This is a genomic window from Alkalihalobacillus sp. AL-G (genome assembly GCF_030643805.1).
In the GTDB taxonomy this organism is placed as follows: Bacteria; Bacillota; Bacilli; order Bacillales; family Fictibacillaceae; genus Pseudalkalibacillus.
Genome location: NZ_CP094656.1, coordinates 3,951,351 through 3,975,390 on the forward strand (window position 1 = coordinate 3,951,351; position 24,040 = coordinate 3,975,390).

Consider the following 24,040-nt stretch of genomic DNA (forward strand, 5'->3'; position numbering starts at 1 on the left):
TTTTGGGTGTTCTTTATTTGCATCTAATGACCTGGCTGTTCCAAAAATGGTGTTTTTATGTCTTCTCTTCAAAGTGTGGTGCCCTCCTCCCCCCGTCCGTTCCAATATGTATGGATTCCCTCAATAAACCACTTTACACGTCGGCTCTTACCACCGATAATTGACAATAACTGTACAAAGGAGGCGGAGGATATGAAACGAACATGGTGGAAGGAGGCTGTCGTCTATCAAGTGTATTGGCGCAGCTTCAATGATACGGATGGAGACGGTTATGGTGATTTACGCGGTGTAATCGAAAAGCTAGATTATATTAAAAAATTAGGTGTTGACGTCATCTGGTTGAATCCCGTGTATGATTCTCCAGATAAGGATAATGGCTATGATATCTCTGGCTACGAGGAGGTTATGGAAAAAGCAGGTACGATGGAGGATTGGAAGAAGCTTCTAAAAGAGGTCCATTCAAGAGACATGAAGCTGATCATGGATTTAGTCGTAAATTATACATCCGATCAGCACCCTTGGTTTAAGGAATCACGTTCATCAATGGACAATCCAAAGCGTGACTGGTACATATGGAAGGATCCGAAAGCAGATGGCTCAGTTCCTAACAACTGGCGCTCTTACTTCACCCCATCTACGTGGGAGTTGGATGAACAGACTGGTCAATATTATTTCCATTCATTTGCGACCGAGATGCCAGACCTGAACTGGCGAAACCCGGAAGTCCGTGAAGCGATATTCGAAATGATGAAATTTTGGCTTGAAAAAGGAATTGACGGATTCCGTATGGATGTCATCAACCTGCTTGCCAAATTGGAAGGGTTTCCTGATGCAAACAATCCTGAAAACATCAACTACCTTGGAAACAATCCAGGTATCCACCAATACCTTCAGGAAATGAACGAGAAGGTGTTACGGCATTATGATGTGATGACAGTCGGTGAGATTCCATTCGTTACTCCTGAAGACGGACTAAAATATGTAGGAGAAGACCGGAATGAACTTGATACGCTGTTTCATTTTCAAGTTGCTGACGACATGCCGAGCTGGGATATGCTTCAATTTAAAGAAATCCAGAAAACGTGGCATGAAGGGCTATATAAAAAAGGCTGGAACTCTCAATTTCTGAACAACCATGACCATACTCGACAGGTAAGCCGCTATGGAAGCGATGGCGGCTACCGGAAGGAATCAGCTAAGCTGCTTGGAACGATGATTCATACCCTCCCTGGAACCCCATACATTTATCAAGGGGAAGAAATCGGTATGACTGGCGTCGATTTTAATTCGATAGACGATTACAACGATATCGCTATGAAAAATAAATATGAGGAGGAAATCAGTAAAGGCAGGAATCCTAATGAGGTGTTAAATGAGCTTAAACCACTTAGCAGGGATAACTCCAGAACTCCTGTACAATGGAATGACAGGAAAAATGCTGGTTTTACTGAAGGAAAGCCTTGGATCAACGTAAACCCGAACTACAAAACCATCAATGTTGAAAATGCACTCAACGACCCTGATTCTATCTTTTACTATTACCAGAAACTGATTGCACTACGAAAAAACCATGACGTAATGGTTTATGGCGATTACAAGGACTTATCTGATGGTGATACACATTTATACATGTATACGAGGACATTAGAGGACACAACCTGGCTCGTTCTTCTCAACCATTCTGATGATTCATACTCTCTTGAACTCCCAGAGTCATTTATAGGCAAAAACAATGAGCTGATCATTGCGAACTACAACGACGTAAGTGACGATGAACAGATAGATGTAATAAAGCTCCGCCCACATGAGGCTAGAATCTATAAATATAAATAAAACTTTGCTAGCGCCAAGCCTTAGCCCTAAAGGATGACCTAAAGGCCTCGCAGGCGATCGACTTAGTTGCACTTAAACTAGGAATTAAACTTTTCTACGGCGTCGATTTGCATACTAGTTGAAAAGTAATACTTTCCTTACGTGTAAAGAATAAACAGCACGTATAATGACCCACAGTCGTTGATCAGGCGAACTGTGGGCCTGTTTTTTATTTGAAAGCTGGATTATGCCGTCCGATTGCTCCAGCTTTTGGTTGTCTTCATGCATAATAGTTGAAGTGAAAATCAGAAAAATCCCGATTGGATTCTAATTTTCACGTAAAACACTATTGTTTAACCTTGATAGTGCATATTTTTAGAAATCGAAAATGGAATCTCCGTTCACATCATCCTCTTCATCCGGTTTTTTTTTCGACCAGTTTTGGACAGGCTGATGAGGCTTGGGTTTAGTTTTTTCCTTAGCAGCAGGTAGCTTTGAAGAGCGCATGGATGTTGTGTCCATTAACAAATCACAGTAAGCTTTCACTGCACTTAACTCTTCTTTTACCTTGCTAGATGAAGGACTTTGGTCCACATCGCCTTTAATTTTCTCCAGTCGGTCAATCATTTTTTGTATAATGGAGCTTGATTGTATACTCAAGGTTATCCCTCTTTTCTCAAATCGTTCTCCATCCATTATAGAGGATGTTCAAAAAGTCACCAAATGAAAGCGACGAATGTTGAACATACACTTGATAGAAACAGCACAAAAAAACTGTGTGAGAACGATATTGAAGGGCCCTTTCACCATAAGCTGTGTCAACTATATATTTTAAGAGGTATCCCAAAGCACATCCCCCTTCTGACAAAAAAGATCCTCCCTTAATCTACAAGTTAACCGAATGATGTTTCGAATCCCTGACTTCACATTCACAACATAAGAGGAATCGTGTGCAGCTGTACTAAAGAAGTTCGATTCATGTTGTTTTGTCCGAACCATATGAATTATTGCAACCCACAATACCATACAATACGTTACCAAATCGACCATTGAATCCCTTCTCCCTTCAAAATCTAGCTTTTTTCATCCGATCCCCCTTGTGTTGCACCTCCTTCAAATCGGAACCTATTATTCTATGTGATTGATAGTATGAGTATACTGATTCCGATTCACAATGTTTGTCACAATCTGAACGAAAATCAAAAAAGTTCTCAACAAAAACCAATCGCATTTGCTATAACTGGTCAAACTATCAAATTCTTTTTTCAATTCAATAGCAAAAAAACTCGTAAAGCCACTTCTTTAGGCAAAACAAGTCTAATGAAAGATATCTAATTAGGTTTGTGCGGGAAATAGGTTTAGTAATGAAGGGATAGAAAAGGTGAATGTTAATAGATGGCACATACGATCTTCAGCTGACCAGAGTCAAATTGCAATGGAACGGAAACGATTTTCGTTGCATCCGTAATTGAAGCCTCAGTAACGACCCTAGGTGGTGTAATGTCAATGGTAATTTCAAGTTTAGATAGATGTGTCGCAATGTTTCCGGCTATAATATTTCCAAATTCACCGATAAAGGATTGAAGCATTTCGCCTTCGAAAGGCATCCCATACATTTGCTGACCAAACTGGCTAAAGAGCGTTTCTTTGCCATGTAAAATCAACGATCCATTGATGTCCTTCTCTAATCCGATCATAACTCCAATTTCGCCCGCTAAATCTAAATCTGCGCCTGTAGTAGGCATTCCGAGCTGAAACTTAAGCGGTATCATAGATTTGGATACTTCTATTGTTCCGTTTAGTAGATTTGTAATGTGCTGTGTAGCTGTAACAGACATTTTCAGCCCCCCCGAAAGCCGTTTTTACCGATATTTCTATTTATATCGACATAATTCCACAAAACTAAAGGGTTTATATTGAAAATGTATAAAAAAGAGATTGACTCAAAAGCGAGAAGCTCCTCGTCAATCTCGTTCATTCAATATGTTTGATGTTAGCAGCCGTCAATTCCACAGGACATACCGTTCATATCGGAATCATCGTTCGATTGTTTCTCCAGCTCGCTATCAATTATAGCTTCAAGTCGATCGGCTGGATAAAGACCTTGTAATTTGCGATCACCGATGAAAAAGGATGGTACCGCGGCTATGTTTTGCTCTCCCGCTTCCTTCAGCGCTTGTTGGTGCTCTTCCCTAAACCTTCTTGATTCAACAGCTTCACGATAATCGTCCCTATTTAGACCTACATCGTCCGCAAGATCGGTTAACACATCAAGGTCTCCAATGTCTTTCCCTTCCACAAAATAAGCTGTAAACATCCTGTGGTTGTATTCATTGGCAAGCTCTTTTGTTTTCGCATATTGAAACCCTTCAAACGCTAGATGTGTATGTGGCTGAACAGGGGGAAGGTTCATTTCTACACCAAGCTTTTGCGAGAGCGGCTGCACGGACTGTCGCCAACCATTTTGGATATAGTCGCCTTTCGGGTCAAGCGTCGGTGTCGGGTAAGGTCGAAGCTCAAACGGCTTCCACTCGATTTCAACATCCTTGCCTTTCATCGCTTCCTGTAGCGGAGCCTCCGCTAAATAACAGAATGGTCAAACATAATCCGAATATATTTGAATCTTTAGAGTCATCATTTCTCCTCCTTTTTTGTTTCCTCTCATTGTACTCCTTTTGAAGTTGGGCAAAAAGAAAAACGAACTGATCTGGTCTCTTTCCACAGTCTATCTATCGAACTGAAATGGGTTAGACTTCTTGGAATCCGTGACGGTCCAATCCTTTAATAACGGTCGCTGGTTAATCGAGCTTTTCGGAAAAACAAATGTCCAGGGCATGGAGGTATTTGCTTCGGTGATGATTTCCGGTAGATTAAAGCTGTTTTGCGCAACCACCCCTCTCCCCCTTTCTTCATATTGAAGGGTGAGATCTTGAATCGAAAATGCCTCCTCGGTTCCATTCTGTACTAAAACCATAGCAAGTAAGGCTCCGCGATGGTTCATCGCAGCTCGTATTTGTGTATAAATAACTCTGTTCTGTACCGGTGTGCTGTTTTCAAAAATGTCCGTGATTGATTTTCGGTCGATCGGTGAAATCGCTTTTTGCCAGGAGGGCTCAAACATTAATTTATGATTCATTTCATGGTCCTTTCACAATGGCTGGAAATCTATGTCCAACAACCTCTCATAGTAAAAGGATTGACCCATTTGAATCGGGCCAACCCTTACCACTTACTAACTTACTTCATCCGACTTCCTGCTCCAATTCCTCTACCCTTTTTTCAAGGTATTTCGTGTCCTTTTGGGCATGGAAGGTTTCAGATTTTTCAACAATGACTGCTGTGTTGTATTCAGGGATTCCCGCGTGCTTTTCATAAACACCTTTCGGGATAAGGACATTCCCCTCTGGCCAGTGAACCTCGATATTGCCAGGCTTTACATCAACGAATTTTGCTTTCCCGTGGAATAGACCGAACTTATTGTAAACGACGATTGCTTCACCTGCTTGAATGCCGTACTTTCCTCCGTCTTCAGCATTCATCAGCACATCATAACGGTCCGCATCATTGAACGGATCTTTTTCAGAGTAGACCATCGAGTTGAATTGCTTGCCGCGTCGTGTCGTGACATAGAACAAACCTTCTGCTCTTCGCAATTCCGGGATATCCATCGCGATCAAGTTCCCGTTCCCGTCTGGTGTTGGGCAAACACCATCTTCACAAAGCCATGCACCACCCCACTGGAACACATCTCCCTTTTCCTTAAGGTGTTGGATACCGTCATAATTCGGTGCCGCTTTAGCAATTTCGTCGCGGACTTCCTGTGCATTGTTAAAATCTATCAGATGCTGCTGCTCCGGTTTCACCCGTTTTGCAAGATCAACATAGATTTCCCATTCGGAACGAGCCTCTCCGATACGAGGTCCTTTGATTTCAGGGGAAAAATAGACCATCCGCTCCGTCGAGGTCGATGTACCTCCGCCAGGCTGCTCATAACGTGTCATCGCCGGAAGGACAATGACTGCTTCCTTCGCATCGGCAAACGTGGACGTATTGAAGATGATGTCCTGATGCACTCGGATGTCAACGCCTTCAAGGCACTCTTTTACAAAGTCCGGATCCGGCATCGTTTCCAAGAAATTTCCGCCAGACATATAGTAAAGCTTCAGCTTCCGTTCATGGTCCTCTGGAAGCAAGGCGTTTTCAAGACTGACGCCTACAATATCACCTTGCCATTTCGGAATATCAAAGTTCCAAACCTGCTCAAGCCGAGAAACATTTTTTTCATCAAAACCACCGCCAGGAAGGACGAAAGGATCTGCACCCATCTCCCCGGAGCCCTGTACACCTGAATGACCGCGGATCGGCATCACACCGCAATGCTCCTTACCGATATAGCCTTGTAAAAGAGCAAGGTTCGCCACTTGGGATACATTATCTGTACCAAAACGATGCTGGGTCAAGCCCATCGACCAGACGAATACCGCTGATTTCGATTTTGCAAGAAGAACAGCAAGCTCCTCCATCCGACCTTTGGAGAGCCCGGATGATTGTTCAAGGGTTTCCCAATCGTAAGACTGCACTTTCACTTTGAGCTCATCTAATCCGTTCACATGCTCTTGAATGAACTCGTGATTGATCGCAGAACCTGGCTCAGATGCTTCCATCTCAAACCAATGCTTCATAATTCCGTGCATGAAGGCGATATCACCACCAATGTTCACCTGATACACATCGTCTGCGATTTTCGTTCCGAACAAGGCAGACTCGGCAATTGACGGAATCCAGTATTGATCCATCGAAGGCTCATGGTACGGGTTGATGACGATTATCTTTGTCCCTTTACGCTTTGCTGCATACATGTATTTTGTAGAAACCGGCTGATTGTTTGCAGCTACCGAACCCCAGAATACGAGGACGTCGGTACCGATCCAATCCTTATAATTACAGCTCGATGCCCCGATTCCCATCGAACGGCTCAAAGCTGTTTTAGAAGGTGAATGACAAATTCGAGACGCATTATCGATATTGTTCGTGCCGAGGAAACGTGCTACTTTCGCTGCTGTGTAGTACGATTCATTCGTTATCCCGCGTGACGTCAAGTAAAAACCGTATTGCTTCGCGTCGATTTTCTTAATTTTTTCAGCAATCGTAGTTAAGGCTTCATCCCATGATAGACGGCTGAATTTCTTCTCTCCTGGTTTACGGATAAGCGGATATGGGATTCTTCCAAGCTTCCGAAGCTCAGTACTGCTTTTTTTCCTAAGCTCATCAATATCTGCATGAACAACTTCCGGCTTCATTTCAGACATTGTATTAAGGCGAAGTACATTTAGGCGGGTTGTGCATAAGTGCGGCCCCTGGAGAGTTTGATCCTGTAGCCCCGCAACCCCGAGTGCACATCCGTCGCATACCCCCTGTGTCAAAATCCGTGTTGCGTAAGGTAGGTTATCCTTGTTTTCCCATGCAACCTTAATGGTGTCACGAATATGATGCGGTTTGATTTTACCGAGGCCAAATGGAACCTTACTGGCCCATAGCGAGGGATCCGGCGCTTTTGAGATTTTCATCGGTCCAGTGTGTTTTGTTTTCCCCATGCTCATTCCCCTTCCTAAAAAAATAAAAATATTTATATGTGTTTTATCTAATGTTAAAAAATACGAACTATTTATTAGTTTAATAGTAGTATGAAAGCGGCTTCAACGCAACTTCTGTCATTTGGATGAAACGTGTTCGGGAATCAAAGATCAGTCGTTTCTCATTTTGAATCAGTGGGTTTGCAGCTGGGCCGTTCGTTCATACTGTTAAAAAGGAAATTCGCTTACCGCTGTGGAAAATATAAGAAGGTAGAAGTGCCTGGGTAGCCGTGAAGGAGACTGGAGGACTACCGGGGAAGCTGCCGCCTTAGTGTGCCAATAGTGTGATCCAAGGGGATAGGCGCCAAGGCTAGACATTCTAGAGAAGGGGAAGGAACCAACATGAGGGAAAGCTATAAATTACGAAATAAGGATTGGCTGGAGCAAGCAACGATTCTTGAGCTTCAGAAGGCGATGAGCAATGGGGAACTGACCTCGATGCAGCTCGTCAGCCGTTGTCTTGAATACATATCACGCTTAAACCATAAGGGTCCGAATCTGAATGCTGTGCTTGAAGTTAATCCTGATGCCCTGCACATTGCGGAAACATTGGACTCTGAACGGAAAGTAAAAGGGATGCGCGGCCCGCTGCACGGAATTCCAGTTTTAGTAAAGGACAATGTTGAAACGGGTGACCGGATGCATACGAGTGCAGGGTCTGTTGCACTTGAGAGCCATTATGCTGTGCATGATGCGACGATTGTCCGTAAGCTTCGTGATGCAGGAGCAGTGATCATCGGAAAGGCGAACATGACAGAATGGGCTAATTTCATGAGTGAATCGATGAAAAACGGATACAGTTCAAGAGGCGGACAGGTCAGAAATCCGTATGGCGCAACGTTTGATTGCGGCGGTTCCAGTTCAGGGTCTGCGGTAGGCGTTGCGGCACATTTTTCCACACTTTCGATTGGTACGGAAACATCCGGCTCGATTCTAAGTCCTGCAAGTCAAAATAATGTTGTCGGAATCAAACCGACCGTTGGGCTCGTAAGTCGAACCGGGATCATTCCACTATCACACAGTCAGGATACAGCTGGTCCAATTGCACGGTCTGTGACAGATGCGGCTATCCTTTTAGGGGCATTGACTGGTATTGATCCAGCAGATCCGATTACGAAAACGAGCGTTGAGCGGAACTACCGAGATTACACTTCATTTCTGAATTCAAAGTCACTGCACGGTGCCAGGATTGGGGTTGCACGTTCGCTTTATTTTGATGGATTGACGAATGAGCAAAAAGAGGTAATGGAACAAGCGTTACGTGATCTTGAAGGAGAAGGAGTGACGATCATCGAGCTTGAGTCCATCTCGCCAATGGAAAAGGATGAAGCTTGGGATTATAAAGTGTTGCTGCATGAATTCAAATCCGATTTGAACCATTATCTTGCAGGGCTCGGACGGGGTTCGGCTGTGCAGTCACTATCCGATGTAATCGCCTTTAATGAGTCCCATTCAGAACGTGCCATGAAATATGGCCAGGACATATTGATCGCTTCCGATAAAACCTCTGGAATGATGACAGAATCCGATTATTTGGATAGCCGTCTTCGTGACCTTGAGCTGTCACGTACACGAGGAATCGATGTCGTCATGGAAGAGCATCAATTGGACGCCCTCCTTTTTCCAAACTCCAATGGCGCAGGAATACCGGCAAAAGCAGGTTATCCTTCCGTAACTGTTCCAGGTGGATTTACAAAGGATGGCGAACCGGTTGGAGTGACATTTACAGGTCTAGCCTATAGCGAGCCTGCCTTAATCGGGCTTGCCTACGCTTATGAGCAAGCGACGAAACACCGAAAGGCTCCTGCTTTTTAATTAGAGCAAAGCCGACGTCTTAGTGGCGTCGGCTTTTTGTGTACCGGAAAAATAATGATGCATAAGTCTAGTTGCAGTCATCATATATGGATCTCATCACTTTGATTGATGTGACCTGATCTTACAACCGTTGCATAGACACCGAAGGTCATTTTATTTTCTACCATGACGATTTTTAGAACTCCGGTATCAATTTCCTGGGTTGCAGGATCCACGTTGACATAAGCACAACGCTCGCAGCCCTTTTTTACATACAATATGACCTCACCCATCGTAATTACTTTTCCGATCCAAGATTCCTCCTGAAATGGTGTATTATCCGCTAGCTCCACAATAAGATTCGGGCGAAAGCGGAGAATATCCAGGTCATCACGGCGACTTGCCTTCTCAATCTCTTTTAATGAGGCGGTCGTCGTTATAAGTAACGGTGAGTCCCAATATGCAGGCCCATTGCCGTTCGGATCAATGTCTACTAAATTTACATTCGTGCCAGACTTCCGGGAAAGTTCCTCTTCAAGTTGCGAGACGGAACACGATTGACTGCCTTTTAATATGGATAGCTGTTGATTTTGATCCAAACGAACTTTATAGCTTAGAAGTGATGGAAGCTCCGGGATTGTAAGGTGTTTGCCAGGACTGTTTTGCTTTTCCCATGCAAAAATCCGATCCCCCTCGATACCATATTCCTTGGTTACAGCCTTTTCTAGTTTCTCACCCTGCATCGATTTTACAGGATATCTGAAGATCGCCTCAATCGTTCCAGCTTTCATACATTGCACCCCCGAGACCCAATATCTTACTATCAGTATTCGAAATAGCAGGTCTGTACTCCTTCATTTGTGAAAGATTTGAAAACGCCTAACTGGAAATAACTAAAAAACAACCGCATCCCGCGACTGTTTTTAAAAGTCATGTTTGCAATTTATTTTGAAGCCTTGGTGCGAAAAACTGTACAAGAGGGCCTATCGTAAAGGTGATAATCAATGTTCCGAGACCGATTGGACCACTGAACAGGAACGCTACAATCAGTGCAGATATTTCACCGATTGTTTTTGCCGTCCCAAGGCTTACTCCTAAGCGTTTCTGGATCGAGATCATCAGGTTATCAATCGGAATCAGTGGAAATTTTGCCTGAATGTAGAGGGCTATCCCAAATGAAAGACTCAGAATTCCACCTATGAAGGTTATGAGCTGTGAAGCGAATCCATCAGCCGCAAAATCTTCAAGTACAATCAAAAGCCAACTGTCGATAAAGACACCTGTTAAAAAGATGGTGATCACCGCTAGGAAATCAGGTCGAGCTTTTATCAATATTGCGTTCAAAGCGATAAGTACAATCCCGACAATGAACACCCAGCTCCCAACCGTTAAACCGATCGTCTTGGTAAGCCCGACGTTCAATGCATCCCAAGCACCTGTTCCAAATTCAGCTTTTATCGTTAAACTGACCCCAAAACCTAATAACGCAAGGCCGATTACATAATAAACAATTCGAGTAATGATAGATTTCATGATGCCGTTCCTCCGAATTACGATTTATATTTAGACATCATAACACGTTTGTACCCGTTTAGCACCGTTAAGTTATGCCAATATCGCATTTCGCATCCGAATCATCGAATAGGCTAAAGACGATTCCAATACGTCGTCTCGTAATGATTTTAATGAATTCACCAACCTTAGCTCCACGTTAGATTCAAGCAGTTTTTCAGGTAGGTTGTCGATCATCGTCACCTCAATAGGTTCTACACTCTCTTGAGATATATAATATCCCGCATTCTCATCAAAGCATTGAAACGTTTTTCCTGCAAACGAATATTCATGAATGATCGTCTTCTCTAATGCTTGTAACCATCGCTTTTCAATTGTAATCACCATTCTTATATTGACCTGAAACCTGTTCATATCAAGCTCCGATGTCTCGTTACCCCTCCAAATTGCAATTCTTGGACAATCTCTTGGGAAATAATACAGCGGGGCATGTTCCTTATCGATAGCCCAGACAACCGGTTGCAAATCTGGAAATGTAGAGTTCTTTCTTGGTATGAACTGGTCAATACCAGGTTCTTCACTATAATGATAGTAAACGTTATTCACTTTTATGCTCTTCTTGCTTTGAGAGGTGTTTGCAGCAATTAAGCAGCTTTAATTCCCAATGTTCTTTACGTGTTAAAACTGTTACAGATGTATTGTCCAGTCGGCCTCGCTTATACTGTTCTTTTAAAAGGATTCCAAAAAGATCGTTTAACAAGGCACCGTGACTCACGACGATTACATTGCCATCCGGATGTTCCTCGACAATTTCTTTTATAAAGGGATCGACACGTTCTAGGACGGCCGTATCGGTTTCAACTCCAAGGTCTAGATCCTTCCAATTCGGACCCCATTGGGCGACTCGTTCTTGTTCGTTCGTCCCCTCCATTATGCCAAAGCCTATCTCCCGTATACGTTGGTCCTCTATTACTGGTAAGTTTAATGCCTCACAAACTGCTTCAGCTGTCTTTTTTGCGCGCTGTAAATCACTACTGTAAATCGCATCCCATTTTTCGCCGTTAAACCGTCTACCTAATGCCTTCGCCTGAAGAATTCCGTCCTCATTCAGAGGGATATCTGTTTGCCCTTGTGCCCGGCGTTCTAGGTTCCAATTCGTCGTGCCGTGCCTTATGAATGCAATCGTTGTCATATGTACCACTCCTTTTGTTTTGCTCAGAACAATGATAATTCGATAATATAGGCTCACGTTCCTTCTAATCTCGGAAGAAAATCGTTAATCAAGAGAATTTGGCGTATAATCCGGTACCTTCCTAAAATCAAAAGGCTGTACCGCAACATCAACTCCACTGATGTTTAGGACAGCCTCGATCATCCCGTTTTCACTTGGTTCTTTCCGCTTCTTTTCGCCTTATACAGCAGCGAATCTGCTTTTTCGAAAAATTGTTCTTTTTCAACGCTCCGGTGGTAATCCTTCACCCCAATACTTACCGTGACATGGGAGCCATCTAAAGCCGAAAATGAAAGCTGCTCGATTTTGGTCCGGATCAATTCGACAAGCTCCATCGTCCGCTCCATTGGTTTTCCGATAAACAGCACTATAAATTCCTCACCACCGTATCGTGCTGCAAAATCATCGGGCGTTATTTCGCGTTTGATCAAATCAGATAGTTCCTTTAAGACTTGATCTCCTGCCCTATGACCGTATGTATCATTAACTTGTTTAAAATTATCTAGGTCAAAAATCGCCATTTGTAATGAAAAACCGTGCTGGGCATGATGTTTTAGCAACTCATCCAAATACTGATGAAACGATATTTGATTGTATAACCCTGTTAACGAGTCCGTCTTTGCCAGCTTCTCCATCAGTGTATTTTCAACGATAAGCTCCTCCTGCTTTTCAAGGGAACGCCGGTAATGATCTGCAATCTCAAGACCACGAACCATCACACCTGTTACCGCCAATGCTGCAATCGGAAGCATCGAAAGCATCATAAAATGCTCAGTGTATCCAACATTCGCATTCAAGTATGGGTGTAGAAAATACAACATGATGTAACTGAGAAATGAAGAAACCGTTGCAAGCCTGATCGATCGTTTATTGAAATAAGCACCGGATACAAGAATCGGTAAAAATAAGGACGCACGTAATACCGCAACATCCGGACGTATGCATATAAAAACGACAGCAATAAGAAGACCTGTCACGACGACAAAATCGTTAGCCCTTTTCGGAAAATAGGATCTACCCCATTCACAAACCAGCATAATAAGAGAAGTTAGTATAGTAGGCAGAACAACATCATACAAAGCATATTGTTTAAATGGGAGAGTGGTGAATGTATAATTCACAAGCTCAATCACAGATGAAAGTCCGATAATAACCCAATACACATTCAATATTTTACGATTAAGACGGGTCGAATCGAGTTGCTCCATCTGCCCCACCTCCTATCTTAATAATAAGGAGAAATTAAAATGTAAACTAAAACACCTGTTAAGCTGACATAAAGCCAAATCGGCATCGTCCAGCGCGCAATTTTCCGATGCTTTTCAACCTGCATGCTTAAGCCCCTGAATAGAGACAGCAAGGCAAGCGGGACAATGGCCGCTGCAAGAATGATGTGTGTAATCAGGATAAAATAATAAATATATCTCAATGGCCCTTCTCCGCCATAGGAGGTAGATTCAGCCAAATAATGATAGCTTACATACGAGACTAGAAAAAGTCCTGTCGTCGTGAAGGCAGCAAAGATGAATCGTCGATGCAGCTTAATGTTTTTCCGTAAAATGAACCACAATGCAGCTAGCAAAAAGACAAATGTAAAACTATTGAAAACCGCATTCAATAGCGGCAATATCGTAATATCGAATCCTGTTTCCCCGCCGTATTCTGGTAAAAAGAAAAGGACAACGACGAGCGCATTTACGACAATAGATAAAATGACGACAATGCCTGTATAGCTTTTATTACGAGCATGTTCCTTTTGAGACATGAAGATCTCCCCTGTTCTATTAACCAATTCTATTATAAGGATATAAGAAGTCTATCTGTATCGGCAACCTTTTACCATCTAATCCACATAACGTTCACATACAGGAAGGAGAAATTTGATTGTTTTTCATACCTTTAAACATACAACATTTGCACTTTATATGAAAGAATTTTCTGAAACTATTTTCAAGCTCCATCATTAAAGTAACCCTCGAATTTTTCCATTGCACTAGCAAACTTCCACAACCAACCTATACGATACAACAACGTTCGATTGAAGTTTCCTTCGGTTCTTAAAGCTGTACCATTTCGCTCAGGATTCGATCTACATTTAAGAGACGTCCCTGCTCATCGCGGTAAGTTATATGCTTGGATTCAAACTTGGTAGGCGACTCAATCCCTGCTGCTGCAGCCAAATAAAATAGACCCTCTCGTAATGAGAGTACATAGTTACATACCCGATAAGATTTTTCCTCAATACTTAGTGCCTTTTGTAGATTCGGGTCTGTTGTTGCGACTCCGACAGGACAATTGTTCGTATGACATACCTGTGCCATGATACAGCCAACACTGAACATGAAACCTCTCGCAATATTGACAAGATCTGCTCCCATCGCAAGTGCAATAGCAATTTTATCTGGAGTGATCAGCTTTCCTGCCGCAATGATTTTAACCTGGTCCCTAACCTTATACTCACGTAAGATACGATCAAGTAATGGTAAAGCAGTCAGAAGCGGCAAACCAGCCGAATCCGCGAGTTCCTGATACGATGCTCCCGTTCCGCCTTCACTTCCATCAACCGTGATAAAATCCGGGCCTTTCCCCGAAGTCTGCATATGTACCGCAAGCTCCTCAAGCTTTTCCAAATCTGCAACAACAATCTTCATACCGATTGGTTTTCCACTTATTTCTCTAAGTCGCTCCATAAATTCGAACATTGATGGAATATCGTGAAACTCACGGAACCGATTCGGGCTATCCACCGTTTTCCATGGCTCAACGTTACGCATTCTTGCAATTTCTTCATTGATTTTCGATCCGTCGACATGACCGCCTCGTGTCTTCGCTCCTTGTGCAAGCTTCAATTCAAAAGCCCTCACCTGCTCAATTTCACTCTTTTTCTTAAATTCCTCCCAAGAAAATTGACCGTCTTTCGTCCTCACCCCAAACAATCCCGGTCCAATCTGCATGATGATGTCAACGCCGCCCTTTAGGTGATGATCGCTTAATCCGCCTTCCCCTGTGTTCATCCACGTTCCACCGGCAAGCCCAAGTCCTGTTGAAAGAGCGGTTATCGACCGGTCACCGAGTGAACCAAAGCTCATTGCCGATTGGCCAACCAACCCGCGTACTTTAAAAGGCATCCGAGAAGTGTTTTTGCCGATTACCACAGCATCCTCCTCATGAAGAAGATACGGAGATCGCTCCTCCGTTTCACGATGCTCTTTCCTGTTGAACAATTTATCATTATCAATATGGTAAACCTTTGTTGTAATTTTAGGTTCCTGTACATCCCGCATCTCTTCCCGCTGTTTGGGGAAAAATGCATTCTTAATGTAATAGCCTGGTTTACTAAAGTCCCGTTCAGAACCGAAACCAATCATTCTTGTTACATACTTACCTGCTTTTACAACGTTTACATAATCATTCCGCGAAAAGGGCTTACCCTCACTATTGTTGCTAAATAGGTACTGTCTAAGCTCAGGACCCATTTTTTCCATAATATATCGAGCTTTACCCAGAACTGGATAATTCCTGAGAACTGAGTGCTCATCCTGTCGTGCATCTTCAAGGTATAGCCAGATAAATAAGACCATCGGGACGAGAAAAGCCAACCCCATGACCGTCAAAATGATCGTGACCAAAATATCCGTCAAATCCAAACTTAATCCTCTCCATTTCACCCATTCATTATAAAAATGACCTATCCGACAGAGCGTTGACTGTTGCTTGCACTGTAATATAAATTCCATAAAAAGATCATCATCCCTGCCGATCTTACTGATCATGTTCAATCCGCCGAGTCTATCCTCAGGCGAATCAAGACTCATAAAAGCTACTAAAACCTTAGAAAATTCTTCAAATACCCATGTATTCATTCCCCTCTCATTTAAAAAACTAAACAAAACTGAAAAAGTTCAATTTAATAGGAAAATAATCGTAAAAAGTAGTTCCATAGAATACTAAATTATGACAAAATAGGTAGAGGAATCGAAAAGTGAAGTGAGGGGAAAAGATGTATTGTTCGAATTGTGGAAACCAGCTTCAACATGAGGAAAAGTTTTGCCAATCATGCGGGGCAAAACGGTCATCCAATGTTGAAACATCACCGCCACCCAGACGTAAATGGTACTGGCTTGTTCCTTTACTGACTTTTTTTATTATTGCAGGTAGCCTCGGAAGCTACGTATTTGCCGAACGGGCGGAAACGGATACCGCTAACGATGCGTTTGAAAAAGGGGAACAACTCGCACTTAAAGGCGATTATAAAAAGGCAAAACAGTCGTTTCAATACGCCCTCACGCTGCGTGGGAATTTTGATGCCGCAAAAAGGAACATCACGTTAATGGAAACCGCTATTAATATTGAAGAGCGTTTACATAAAGCAAAGCAGCAGCAAGAGGATCATGCCTTTGAAAAAGCGATCAACGAGATTAAACATGCTGAAGCCATGATTTCAGGCTTTTCTGGTGAATTGATCACTCAAATCGAGCAGGAAATTAAAAAATCGAGGATCACAACAAATGTTGCTCAGCTGCGTTTTGAAATGAAAGGAAAGTCTTCGATTGAAGAGCTGGAGCCTATCTTAGTAAAAGCAGAAAGACTAGATATACCGGAAGCAGAACAAATTGCTAATAAGATCCGAATGCAAATTGCCGATTTCGCTTATACGATAGCTAGCGATCTTTTAAAAGATAAGCAATTTTCAGCAGCACTTGCCTCTGTAACGAAAGGGCTATCCTATGAACCGGATAATGGAAAGCTGTTAAACTTGAAAACTACGATTAAAAGCGAACAAGAGGCTTTTGAACAAGCAGAACAAAACAGGATTGAACAGGCACTCTTAGCCGCATCCAAAGAAAAGGAACACAATCTGAACAACGCAATCGAAGTAACTGAAATCCAAGCTTCGTTGAATGAATTTGGAGATATTATCGTAGCCGGAACTGTAAAAAGCAACGCAACGGTTCCTGTTACTTCAATTATGATTTCTTATACACTTTTTCAAAAAGATGGCCAAGAATATGGTGAGAATGAGGCTTACGTCTTTCCGGATGTTTTGTATCCAGGTGAAACTGGCTCATTCGAATACACGCATTTTCTCGTAAATGAGGCCTTAAACGTAAAGCTTAATGAAGCAACCTGGTATCTTCAGTAGACCACACTGATCAAATGACCAAAAACATTATGAAAGGTGGGTAAAGTCTTGCAACGTCCTGCCATCTTATCTCTCGTTGTTACCGTCCTGTTCCTTGCAGCAGGCGCAGGAGGCTTTTATGCCCTCCATGATTATTTTAATGGATATCACGTTGAGGCGACCTCCTCATTAGGAAAAGTAGTCGAAACAACAAATCAACCCAAGCCCGATGAACCGAAAGAACTGAAAACGATTATTTACGAAAGTCAAAAGAGTGTCGTTCAGCTTGAAGTGACCACTTCAACTGGGGAAAGTGTCGGTTCAGGGTTTCTCTATAATGATAAAGGCGATATCGTTACCAATGCCCATGTCGTTAAAGGGGCAACGGAAATTATCGCGAAAACAGCAGATGCACAGCAATATGAGGGATATTTAATCGGAATGGGTGAAACAACCGATGTTGCTGTCGTTCGATTTCCAGAGCTTGCCGGAAAAATGCCGTTGCCGCTCGAAAATAAAACACCTGCCGAAGTCGGAGATGAAGTCATCGCCCTTGGAAGCCCAATCGGATTACAAAACACTGTCACAACAGGAATCATCAGCGGAGTAAACCGGCAGTTCACGATTGATAATTACACCTACTTGGACGTATACCAAATATCTGCACCGATCGCTAAAGGAAACAGCGGTGGGCCATTAATCGATCAGACGACTGGAAAGGTGTTAGCAATCAATTCTGCTGGAACAGAGGAAGGATCTATCGGTTTCAGTATTCCGATTCGCAATGTGTACGAAAAAATCATCGAATGGTCGGAGAACCCGGATGAAGTCCCTCCTGAAATGATGACTGATGACGATCCCTCCCCCTCGAAGGAACCTTCAAAGCTTTTTCCTGGAGATGGCGAATACATCGTTGGATATTTTTATGAAAGCCTCTCAATTGGTGATTATGTAACCGCCTATTCTTTACTCGGCAGCAAATGGCAAACGAGCATATCCTATGAGAAGTTTCGGGAAGGTTATATTCATACCGTTGATGTGACGATCGATAAAATTAGCAGTATACGTTCTAAAGAAAACGAAGAGGCAACCGTCACCGTATTCATCAATGCACTAGAACGAGAAGAAAATCAAAAAACCAAATCAGTCCTGTATAAATGCACGTACCAGGTCGGATTTGAAAACAACCAATTGAAAATTCTTAGCGGTCAGGCTGAAGAGGTCGAATAAGACATTCACTGTGATGACAAAGGGGTTATTTACTAACAAAGCTCCTTTGTCCTTTTCTTTTCTGACAGGCTATTGCTATAATTTTTACAATGAGTGCTGGAAAAGGAGAGTCACCTGAGATGAAAACGTTGTTGATTGATATGGATTCAGTAATCTGTGACCTGATGACCGAGTGGCACAGCCGATATAACCAAGAGTATGATGATACCCTTAGCGTACAGGATTTGAAATGCTGGAACAGTGAAAAATACGTGAAGGATGAATGCGGGACAAAGATCTATGACTACTTAGACGAACCAGGGATTTTCATAAAATTGGAGCCTCTTCCCCATGCGATCGAGGTCTTAAGCCGTTTACATGAAAAACATGAAATCCTTATCGTAACGACCAGCAGAACATATGCCTATACCGAAAAAGAAAAGTGGGTTGAAAAGCACCTTCCTTTTATCGGAAAAAGAAATCTTATTTTTACCCACCGGAAGGAAATGATCCGCGGGGACATCCTTTTTGATGATGCACCACATAACTTGACTGCGTTTCAACATACAGGTCGGACTGCTATTGCAATGGACTACCCTTATAACCGGGAAGTGGACGTTGAGCGGGTGAGTAATTGGCTTGAGTTTGAAGGATGGTTAGAGGCATATGAAAAGGGTGAGTATTTATGAAAGCTACAGACATCATCATAATCGGCGGCGGTCCTGCGGGAATTTCTGCTGCAATCTGGTGCGAGCGCCTCGGCCTGGACTATTTACTAATTGAAAAGTCTGAGCAGCTCGGTGGCCAATTGATTGATATACATAATCAGATTGTCGATTACCCTGGACAAGTCTATGCAAACGGGAATGAATTCAAAAACCAGCTCGTTGATCATATTCAACAATTAAACTGTCGTTATACCGTTCAGGCTGATATTGAACAGATCGACATGACCGAACGAACGATGAAACTGCAGGGGGAGCCTTCCTCATTAAATTATCAGTATTTAATTGTTGCAACAGGCACCTCGGTACGGCGGCTGAATATTCCAGGTGAACAGGAAATGATCGATCGAGGGGAAATCTACTCTGCAACGAAGGATCGACATCGTTTTAAAGATAAAAAAGTCATTGTGGTCGGTGGCGGTGACCGTGCATTTGAGGGAGCATTGTTACTTGCTGAATGTGGTGCAGAAGTTGTTGTAGTGAATCGGTCTCGAAAGTTCCGTGCGCGCGAGGAGTTTCGAAAGCCTGTTCTCAGACATCCTGGGATTTCGATTATTGAAGATTCCATTGTAAAGCGGATCCACCATAATGGGTGCAATTTAGAGCATGTGGTTTTAGAAAGTGTGAGGGATGGATCACATCAGGAATTAACTGCCGATGGTGTATTCATTCGGATTGGTGTAGAACCGAATACGACGTTTGTAAAAGATTTCGTCCGGTTTGATGAAGACGGCTATATTAAGGTGGATACGTGCCAACGAACGAGCAACGCTTCAATCTATGCCGTTGGTGATGTGTGCACTCATCCTGTCTTCTCAAGTATCTCATCCGCTACTGGCCAAGGGATGATCGCCGCAAAGCATTTATCGTTGGAGCTTTCTTGATTCGTCAACGTTCGAGGGTTTTTTTTTCGATTTTGCCTTCCGTCTCGTCTCAAAAAGCGAACGAGAACGCTTTTATACTTTTACCTATTAAAAAAGAACCAGACGCCTCCCCACTCGTTATAATTTAGTGGGGCCGGCGCTGGTTCTTTCTAGTATTAATTGTCAGGAAGCTTGTTTAGAATTTGCCGCCAGCGGGCTCTTCTTATTTACGGCATGAATGACAAACATACTAACTAAACCAGCAACTAGGATAACAAAACCACAGAGCACTATTACAAATTGAGGTGACAATAGTGTTCCTAATATACCGACGAGAGCCATCCCGATTAATGTTATTGCACTTAAAAAGCTCGTTATCGTACTGAAAAATCTGCCTAACTGTTCATACGGAATGGCAGTCTGCCAAAACGTCGAAGCGCTCATGTTAAAGCCTGCATTGAATATACCTAACAGGAATGCGGAGACCATCATAATAGATAAATTATTGGAAAATCCGATTCCTCCATAAAATAGTCCAAGTCCTAACGTACCGCCTCCTAGCTGGACAGATAGAGGTAATTTCTTAATGAACGTTGAACCGAAGAAAGAGGTCAATACCATACCGATGCTCAACGCTCCAATCACATATCCGACATATTCTGCCTCGTATCCGCTGTTGTTGACATGGGCAGTAAAGGTGACATCCACTCCTGCTATACCTAACATAATGAAAACATACATCAGCATCACACTAATTACGATAGGTGACTTGATCGGCTTAAGCCCCTCAACCCATTTCTGCCAAAATGATTCTTTTACACCTGACCCATTTTCCTCCTGTATAGGCTCCATACTAGTAATAGAAATACCGATGAACATAAAGCACGCAATAACATAAGTCGCGGCATCGATCAGAAAGCCGATACCCTGTTGATTTTCAGGTAAAAGTGCAAGTACTGTTGCAGCAAGCCCGGGTCCAAGAACTTTAATGACTTCCCTTGTCGTTTGGAAAGCCGCATTCGCTTCCATCAGATTTTCTTGCTTAACAACACTTACGATGTATTTACTGAACGCTGGTGTTCGAAACGATGATACGAGCGAGATAAAGAAAGCAGCAATATAATAAATCCAAATATCACTTGGCAGCCAGTACAGCATAGAAATTACAAAGGCACTCGCCATGTTTGTAGCAATGATCACTTTAGCTGGGTTTTTATTTTCAATGATAACCCCTGCCATCACACCACCTACGATACTACCTATGCTTAAGCAGCCCGCAATCCCCATTGTCGTGAGCAGCGTTTCTGTTTTTGAATAGGTCATAACAATCAACAGCATATAGCTGAACCATGACCCTAGCTCAGAAATGAATAACGATGAAGCCAGTCTTCTGAATAGTCCATTCTCTTTCAAAATATTAATCATATAAACAACCCCCAATTAGTGACAGGGCTTTTCTATGTTGTTTGAATTTTATGTATGACCCCAAGTATGAATACATGAAAATACATAATGTAGTTTTCACACTTTATTGACGTCCATGAATGCATGAAACTGCTTAAATGTACGATTCACCATCTCATTCGCCGAGTCTCTTTTATACCCTCAAGCTGCATAAAGTGCACAAAACGGGAACGCAAGACTCCTATGAATACATGAAACAGCTCAAAATGCGCCTTTGGCCACTTCATTGACCCTTTTTTACTCCTTTGGCAACAATCGTAAAGTGTCGCCATGCTTATATTCATCTTTAATGGTGCTCGTAATATGGTATTTACCTGTTGTCCATTCATCGATTTGATCATTGTAAAAGTCGCTTAACGGATGTCCTGATTGACCAGGAGCGACGACATTATACGCATGATGGATATTTGATAGGTCTACAACCGTTCGCCACGCAGCACCATGATTCACATTGCCTGTCCCACGGTCCCATCCTGCTGCCATTACTGTGACACGGCTACCTCCAAGTGGTGTATCATTCGAATCAACCAGCAAATTAAGCGGTTCGATTGATCCAAGCCGATGCTCAAAAGTGACAGAATGGTAGTCTCCCCACCGCCACTTTTCTGGATCTTCTCCTTGTAATTTCGATACTTTATCAACCGTACGCTCGAATGCAATGGATGCCACTATCGATAATCCACCTGCTTCCGTCATCCAAATGCCAGGGGCACTGTTATGTGCATGACGGATCAATTGATCGACTGTCTGTGCTCTTCCGTCAAACAGATCCATCATTTCCTTATCGATCTGCTTTTCAAATAGAACATCACTGATTTCATACATCCAGAGATGGAAAACCAAGGGTGCACCTGAATCTTTATCGTCCATGTAATTCCAGTGGCCAAGCATGTTAAACGCTTCTTTTTCAAGCTGAGACATTGTTGTTTGGTAAAGCCTTGGCAGCAGGATCGGAATCATTTCTTCTGCCTGCAGGTTATATTGGTCGAACTGCAATTGCTGCATATCCTCTATCGTAAATTGACCGAGGCCTGATAGGACGTCCGTAATTCGTTCATGTCGATAAGGCTGAGCCCATGTATTTGTAATATGGTATGGATACTCCTCCCCGACGATTCTATTGTTAGCCGTGGCAATGAACCCTTGCACAGGGTCCTCAATTGTCGGAAGCTCCTCCCACGGAATATACCCTTCCCACTCGTACTCATCCGTCCATCCTGGAACCGGAAGCATCCCGTCCCCCTTTTTACGAATTGGAATCAAGCCGTTTGCTCTGTAGGCAATCTTTCCCTCTTTTGAAGCGAACACAAAGTTTTGTGCTGGTGTATGAAAATACGTGAGCGCCTCTTTAAACTCCTCCCAGTCTCCTGCCTTGTTCATTCGGAGAACCGCTTCAAGCTCAGTTGAAGGTTGCAGAGCTGTCCATTTCAAGGCTAAAGCCGTTTCGGTATCATCATGATGGGCAAACTCGGAAATAATGGGCCCATGCCGAGTAATCATAACCGTATGCTCAACTGATTCAGTACCTTTTACGTGAATCATTTCCTTGATCACATTTGCTTTTTCCCACTCACCCATATATTTAAAAAGAGCTGGATCCTCTGGATGTCGTTTTTCAATGTATAGATCCTGAACGTCAGGTCCAACATTTGTGACACCCCAGCCGATTTTTTCATTATGACCGACGATGATTCCTGGAATCCCGGCAAAAATTACGCCACTGACATTCAGGTCATTTGTTCTTAGATGTGTTTCGTACCAGATGGAGGGAGTACCAAGGCCGAGATGAGGATCATTTGCTAGCAATGGTAAGCCGCTTTCCGTTTTTTGTCCGGAAACGACCCAATTATTACTCCCATTAAAAGTGTTTGGAACAACGGCATTTGCAAAGCTTTTTTTAAGATCGATCGGATAGTTCTTTATGGCTGAGATGATTGTCGAAGCATTTTTCGGATAGGAAGGAAATAGCTCTAGCGCTTTTTCTTCTGGAAACTTTTGAAGCAAATATTGGCGAAAAGCTTGTCCTTCCCAATGGCCGCCCAAATCAAAAGCCATATACTTCGCAATGGTCAGTGAGTCGAACGGTGTCCATAATTCAGGCTCATAGTTCATGATTAGAAATTCAACGGGGAGGGTGTTCTTCTTTTTCGCTTGGTTTATGTAGGCATTGACACCCTCAGCGTAATAGTCCAACACATTCTTTGCTTGATCCGAATAATGCTCAAATGATGCCTCAGCCGCACGTCTCAATCCGAGTGTACGGAAAAACCGGTCGCTATCGATTGTTGCTTCGCCCACGACCTCGCTTAACCGGCCTGAGGCTAAACGGCGGCTAAGATCCATTTGAAATAATCGATCCTGAGCAGTTATGTATCCTTGCGTAAAATAAAGATCTCGAATATTACTCGCTTCGATATGGGGAACGCCCGTATCATCACGATAGACGGTAACCGGTTCAGAAATTCCAGACAGCGTTACTGACCCATTCGTAATCGGAAGACTTTTTTGAACGACATACACGCCAACAGATGATGCAACGATCAATAAAACGAGAACTATCATACTTGCCATGACTACGACCTTTTTGACAGACAGGCGGCGATTGACAACATACTCCTTTTGTACGACTTTCTCCAATTGCATCTCCCCTTTTATAGCGTCTCTCTATCTCAGTT

Annotated in this window: 19 protein-coding genes and 1 pseudogene; 6 read left to right on the forward strand and 14 right to left on the reverse strand. The window is 42.9% G+C overall.

Translation table 11 applies throughout. From position 1 onward, the window contains the following. Positions 1–192: 192 nt before the first annotated feature. Positions 193–1,833 (forward strand): glycoside hydrolase family 13 protein, encoded by a 1,641-nt coding sequence (locus MOJ78_RS19940; protein WP_304979068.1) that lies wholly within the window; start codon positions 193–195, stop codon positions 1,831–1,833. A 354-nt stretch (positions 1,834–2,187) separates the two neighbouring features. Here MOJ78_RS19940 and MOJ78_RS19945 read toward each other — a convergent pair whose 3' ends face one another. The 5 genes and pseudogenes from MOJ78_RS19945 to MOJ78_RS19965 all read right to left on the reverse strand — a co-directional run bounded on the left by MOJ78_RS19945 (position 2,188) and on the right by MOJ78_RS19965 (position 7,406). Further along, positions 2,188–2,472 (reverse strand): YwdI family protein, encoded by a 285-nt coding sequence (locus tag MOJ78_RS19945; protein ID WP_304979069.1) that lies wholly within the window; start codon positions 2,470–2,472, stop codon positions 2,188–2,190. A gap of 728 nt (positions 2,473–3,200) precedes the next feature. Next, a complete protein-coding gene (locus MOJ78_RS19950; RefSeq protein WP_304979070.1) occupies positions 3,201–3,650 on the reverse strand; it encodes a chemotaxis protein CheX in 450 nt (149 codons plus the stop codon). A 155-nt stretch (positions 3,651–3,805) separates the two neighbouring features. After that, a pseudogene (locus MOJ78_RS19955) lies at positions 3,806–4,396 on the reverse strand (DsbA family protein); the annotation flags it as partial. A 141-nt stretch (positions 4,397–4,537) separates the two neighbouring features. Next, entirely contained in the window at positions 4,538–4,948 is a 411-nt protein-coding gene (locus MOJ78_RS19960) for an SLAP domain-containing protein (RefSeq protein WP_304979072.1), read from the reverse strand. A 106-nt stretch (positions 4,949–5,054) separates the two neighbouring features. Further along, the gene (locus tag MOJ78_RS19965; protein ID WP_304979073.1) at positions 5,055–7,406 is read right to left on the reverse strand and encodes an FdhF/YdeP family oxidoreductase; all 2,352 of its coding nucleotides are present in this window, start codon (positions 7,404–7,406) and stop codon (positions 5,055–5,057) included. 381 nt (positions 7,407–7,787) lie between these two features. On the opposite strand from MOJ78_RS19965, the gene MOJ78_RS19970 reads away from it, so the two are divergent. Continuing rightward, the gene (locus MOJ78_RS19970) at positions 7,788–9,260 is read left to right on the forward strand and encodes an amidase family protein (RefSeq protein ID WP_304979074.1); all 1,473 of its coding nucleotides are present in this window, start codon (positions 7,788–7,790) and stop codon (positions 9,258–9,260) included. Between the two features lie 80 nt (positions 9,261–9,340). On the opposite strand, the gene MOJ78_RS19975 is transcribed toward MOJ78_RS19970, so the two are convergent. The 7 genes from MOJ78_RS19975 to MOJ78_RS20005 form a co-directional block, all read right to left on the reverse strand. Beyond that, the gene (locus MOJ78_RS19975; protein ID WP_304979075.1) at positions 9,341–10,030 is read right to left on the reverse strand and encodes an MOSC domain-containing protein; all 690 of its coding nucleotides are present in this window, start codon (positions 10,028–10,030) and stop codon (positions 9,341–9,343) included. Between the two features lie 139 nt (positions 10,031–10,169). Next, entirely contained in the window at positions 10,170–10,772 is a 603-nt protein-coding gene (locus MOJ78_RS19980) for a YczE/YyaS/YitT family protein (RefSeq protein WP_304979076.1), read from the reverse strand. A gap of 72 nt (positions 10,773–10,844) precedes the next feature. After that, positions 10,845–11,357 (reverse strand): DUF6886 family protein, encoded by a 513-nt coding sequence (locus MOJ78_RS19985; protein WP_304979077.1) that lies wholly within the window; start codon positions 11,355–11,357, stop codon positions 10,845–10,847. Next, positions 11,350–11,943 carry a histidine phosphatase family protein gene (locus MOJ78_RS19990; RefSeq protein ID WP_304979078.1) on the reverse strand — a complete coding sequence of 198 codons (594 nt, stop codon included), beginning with the start codon at positions 11,941–11,943 and terminating at the stop codon, positions 11,350–11,352. The genes MOJ78_RS19985 and MOJ78_RS19990 overlap by 8 nt, the downstream gene beginning before the upstream one ends. A 179-nt stretch (positions 11,944–12,122) precedes the next feature. After that, the gene (locus MOJ78_RS19995) at positions 12,123–13,190 is read right to left on the reverse strand and encodes a GGDEF domain-containing protein (RefSeq protein ID WP_304979079.1); all 1,068 of its coding nucleotides are present in this window, start codon (positions 13,188–13,190) and stop codon (positions 12,123–12,125) included. Positions 13,191–13,207: 17 nt separating this feature from the next. Further along, positions 13,208–13,747 (reverse strand): DUF420 domain-containing protein, encoded by a 540-nt coding sequence (locus MOJ78_RS20000; protein WP_304979080.1) that lies wholly within the window; start codon positions 13,745–13,747, stop codon positions 13,208–13,210. Between the two features lie 292 nt (positions 13,748–14,039). Further along, positions 14,040–15,587: an FMN-binding glutamate synthase family protein gene (locus MOJ78_RS20005; RefSeq protein ID WP_304981318.1), complete on the reverse strand. Its 1,548-nt coding sequence runs from the start codon at positions 15,585–15,587 to the stop codon at positions 14,040–14,042. Between the two features lie 395 nt (positions 15,588–15,982). Here MOJ78_RS20005 and MOJ78_RS20010 point away from each other — a divergent pair, with 395 nt between their 5' ends. The 4 genes from MOJ78_RS20010 to MOJ78_RS20025 all read left to right on the forward strand — a co-directional run bounded on the left by MOJ78_RS20010 (position 15,983) and on the right by MOJ78_RS20025 (position 19,922). After that, positions 15,983–17,125, forward strand: a complete 1,143-nt coding sequence (locus tag MOJ78_RS20010) for a zinc-ribbon domain-containing protein (protein WP_304979081.1) — start codon at positions 15,983–15,985, stop codon at positions 17,123–17,125. A gap of 48 nt (positions 17,126–17,173) precedes the next feature. Further along, complete coding sequence (locus MOJ78_RS20015; protein ID WP_304979082.1) at positions 17,174–18,334, forward strand: S1C family serine protease; 1,161 nt, start codon at positions 17,174–17,176, stop codon at positions 18,332–18,334. Positions 18,335–18,453: 119 nt separating this feature from the next. After that, a complete protein-coding gene (locus MOJ78_RS20020) occupies positions 18,454–19,002 on the forward strand; it encodes a 5' nucleotidase, NT5C type (RefSeq protein WP_304979083.1) in 549 nt (182 codons plus the stop codon). Beyond that, a complete protein-coding gene (locus MOJ78_RS20025; RefSeq protein WP_304979084.1) occupies positions 18,999–19,922 on the forward strand; it encodes an NAD(P)/FAD-dependent oxidoreductase in 924 nt (307 codons plus the stop codon). The genes MOJ78_RS20020 and MOJ78_RS20025 overlap by 4 nt, the downstream gene beginning before the upstream one ends. A 162-nt stretch (positions 19,923–20,084) precedes the next feature. Here MOJ78_RS20025 and MOJ78_RS20030 read toward each other — a convergent pair whose 3' ends face one another. Together MOJ78_RS20030 and MOJ78_RS20035 are read right to left on the reverse strand one after the other, a co-directional pair. Then, positions 20,085–21,326 (reverse strand): MFS transporter, encoded by a 1,242-nt coding sequence (locus MOJ78_RS20030; RefSeq protein ID WP_304979085.1) that lies wholly within the window; start codon positions 21,324–21,326, stop codon positions 20,085–20,087. A gap of 276 nt (positions 21,327–21,602) precedes the next feature. Continuing rightward, complete coding sequence (locus MOJ78_RS20035) at positions 21,603–24,002, reverse strand: penicillin acylase family protein (RefSeq protein ID WP_370529748.1); 2,400 nt, start codon at positions 24,000–24,002, stop codon at positions 21,603–21,605. Positions 24,003–24,040: the final 38 nt, after the last annotated feature.

Coding starts and splice junctions, on each gene's coding strand:
- MOJ78_RS19940 (WP_304979068.1), top strand. CDS start 193: ATGAAACGAACATGGTGGAAGGAGGCTGTCGTCTATCAAGTGTATTGG.
- MOJ78_RS19950 (WP_304979070.1), bottom strand. CDS start 3,650: ATGTCTGTTACAGCTACACAGCACATTACAAATCTACTAAACGGAACA.
- MOJ78_RS19960 (WP_304979072.1), bottom strand. CDS start 4,948: ATGAATCATAAATTAATGTTTGAGCCCTCCTGGCAAAAAGCGATTTCA.
- MOJ78_RS19965 (WP_304979073.1), bottom strand. CDS start 7,406: ATGGGGAAAACAAAACACACTGGACCGATGAAAATCTCAAAAGCGCCG.
- MOJ78_RS19970 (WP_304979074.1), top strand. CDS start 7,788: ATGAGGGAAAGCTATAAATTACGAAATAAGGATTGGCTGGAGCAAGCA.
- MOJ78_RS19975 (WP_304979075.1), bottom strand. CDS start 10,030: ATGAAAGCTGGAACGATTGAGGCGATCTTCAGATATCCTGTAAAATCG.
- MOJ78_RS19980 (WP_304979076.1), bottom strand. CDS start 10,772: ATGAAATCTATCATTACTCGAATTGTTTATTATGTAATCGGCCTTGCG.
- MOJ78_RS19990 (WP_304979078.1), bottom strand. CDS start 11,943: ATGACAACGATTGCATTCATAAGGCACGGCACGACGAATTGGAACCTA.
- MOJ78_RS19995 (WP_304979079.1), bottom strand. CDS start 13,190: ATGGAGCAACTCGATTCGACCCGTCTTAATCGTAAAATATTGAATGTG.
- MOJ78_RS20000 (WP_304979080.1), bottom strand. CDS start 13,747: ATGTCTCAAAAGGAACATGCTCGTAATAAAAGCTATACAGGCATTGTC.
- MOJ78_RS20005 (WP_304981318.1), bottom strand. CDS start 15,587: ATGGGGTTGGCTTTTCTCGTCCCGATGGTCTTATTTATCTGGCTATAC.
- MOJ78_RS20010 (WP_304979081.1), top strand. CDS start 15,983: ATGTATTGTTCGAATTGTGGAAACCAGCTTCAACATGAGGAAAAGTTT.
- MOJ78_RS20020 (WP_304979083.1), top strand. CDS start 18,454: ATGAAAACGTTGTTGATTGATATGGATTCAGTAATCTGTGACCTGATG.
- MOJ78_RS20025 (WP_304979084.1), top strand. CDS start 18,999: ATGAAAGCTACAGACATCATCATAATCGGCGGCGGTCCTGCGGGAATT.
- MOJ78_RS20030 (WP_304979085.1), bottom strand. CDS start 21,326: ATGATTAATATTTTGAAAGAGAATGGACTATTCAGAAGACTGGCTTCA.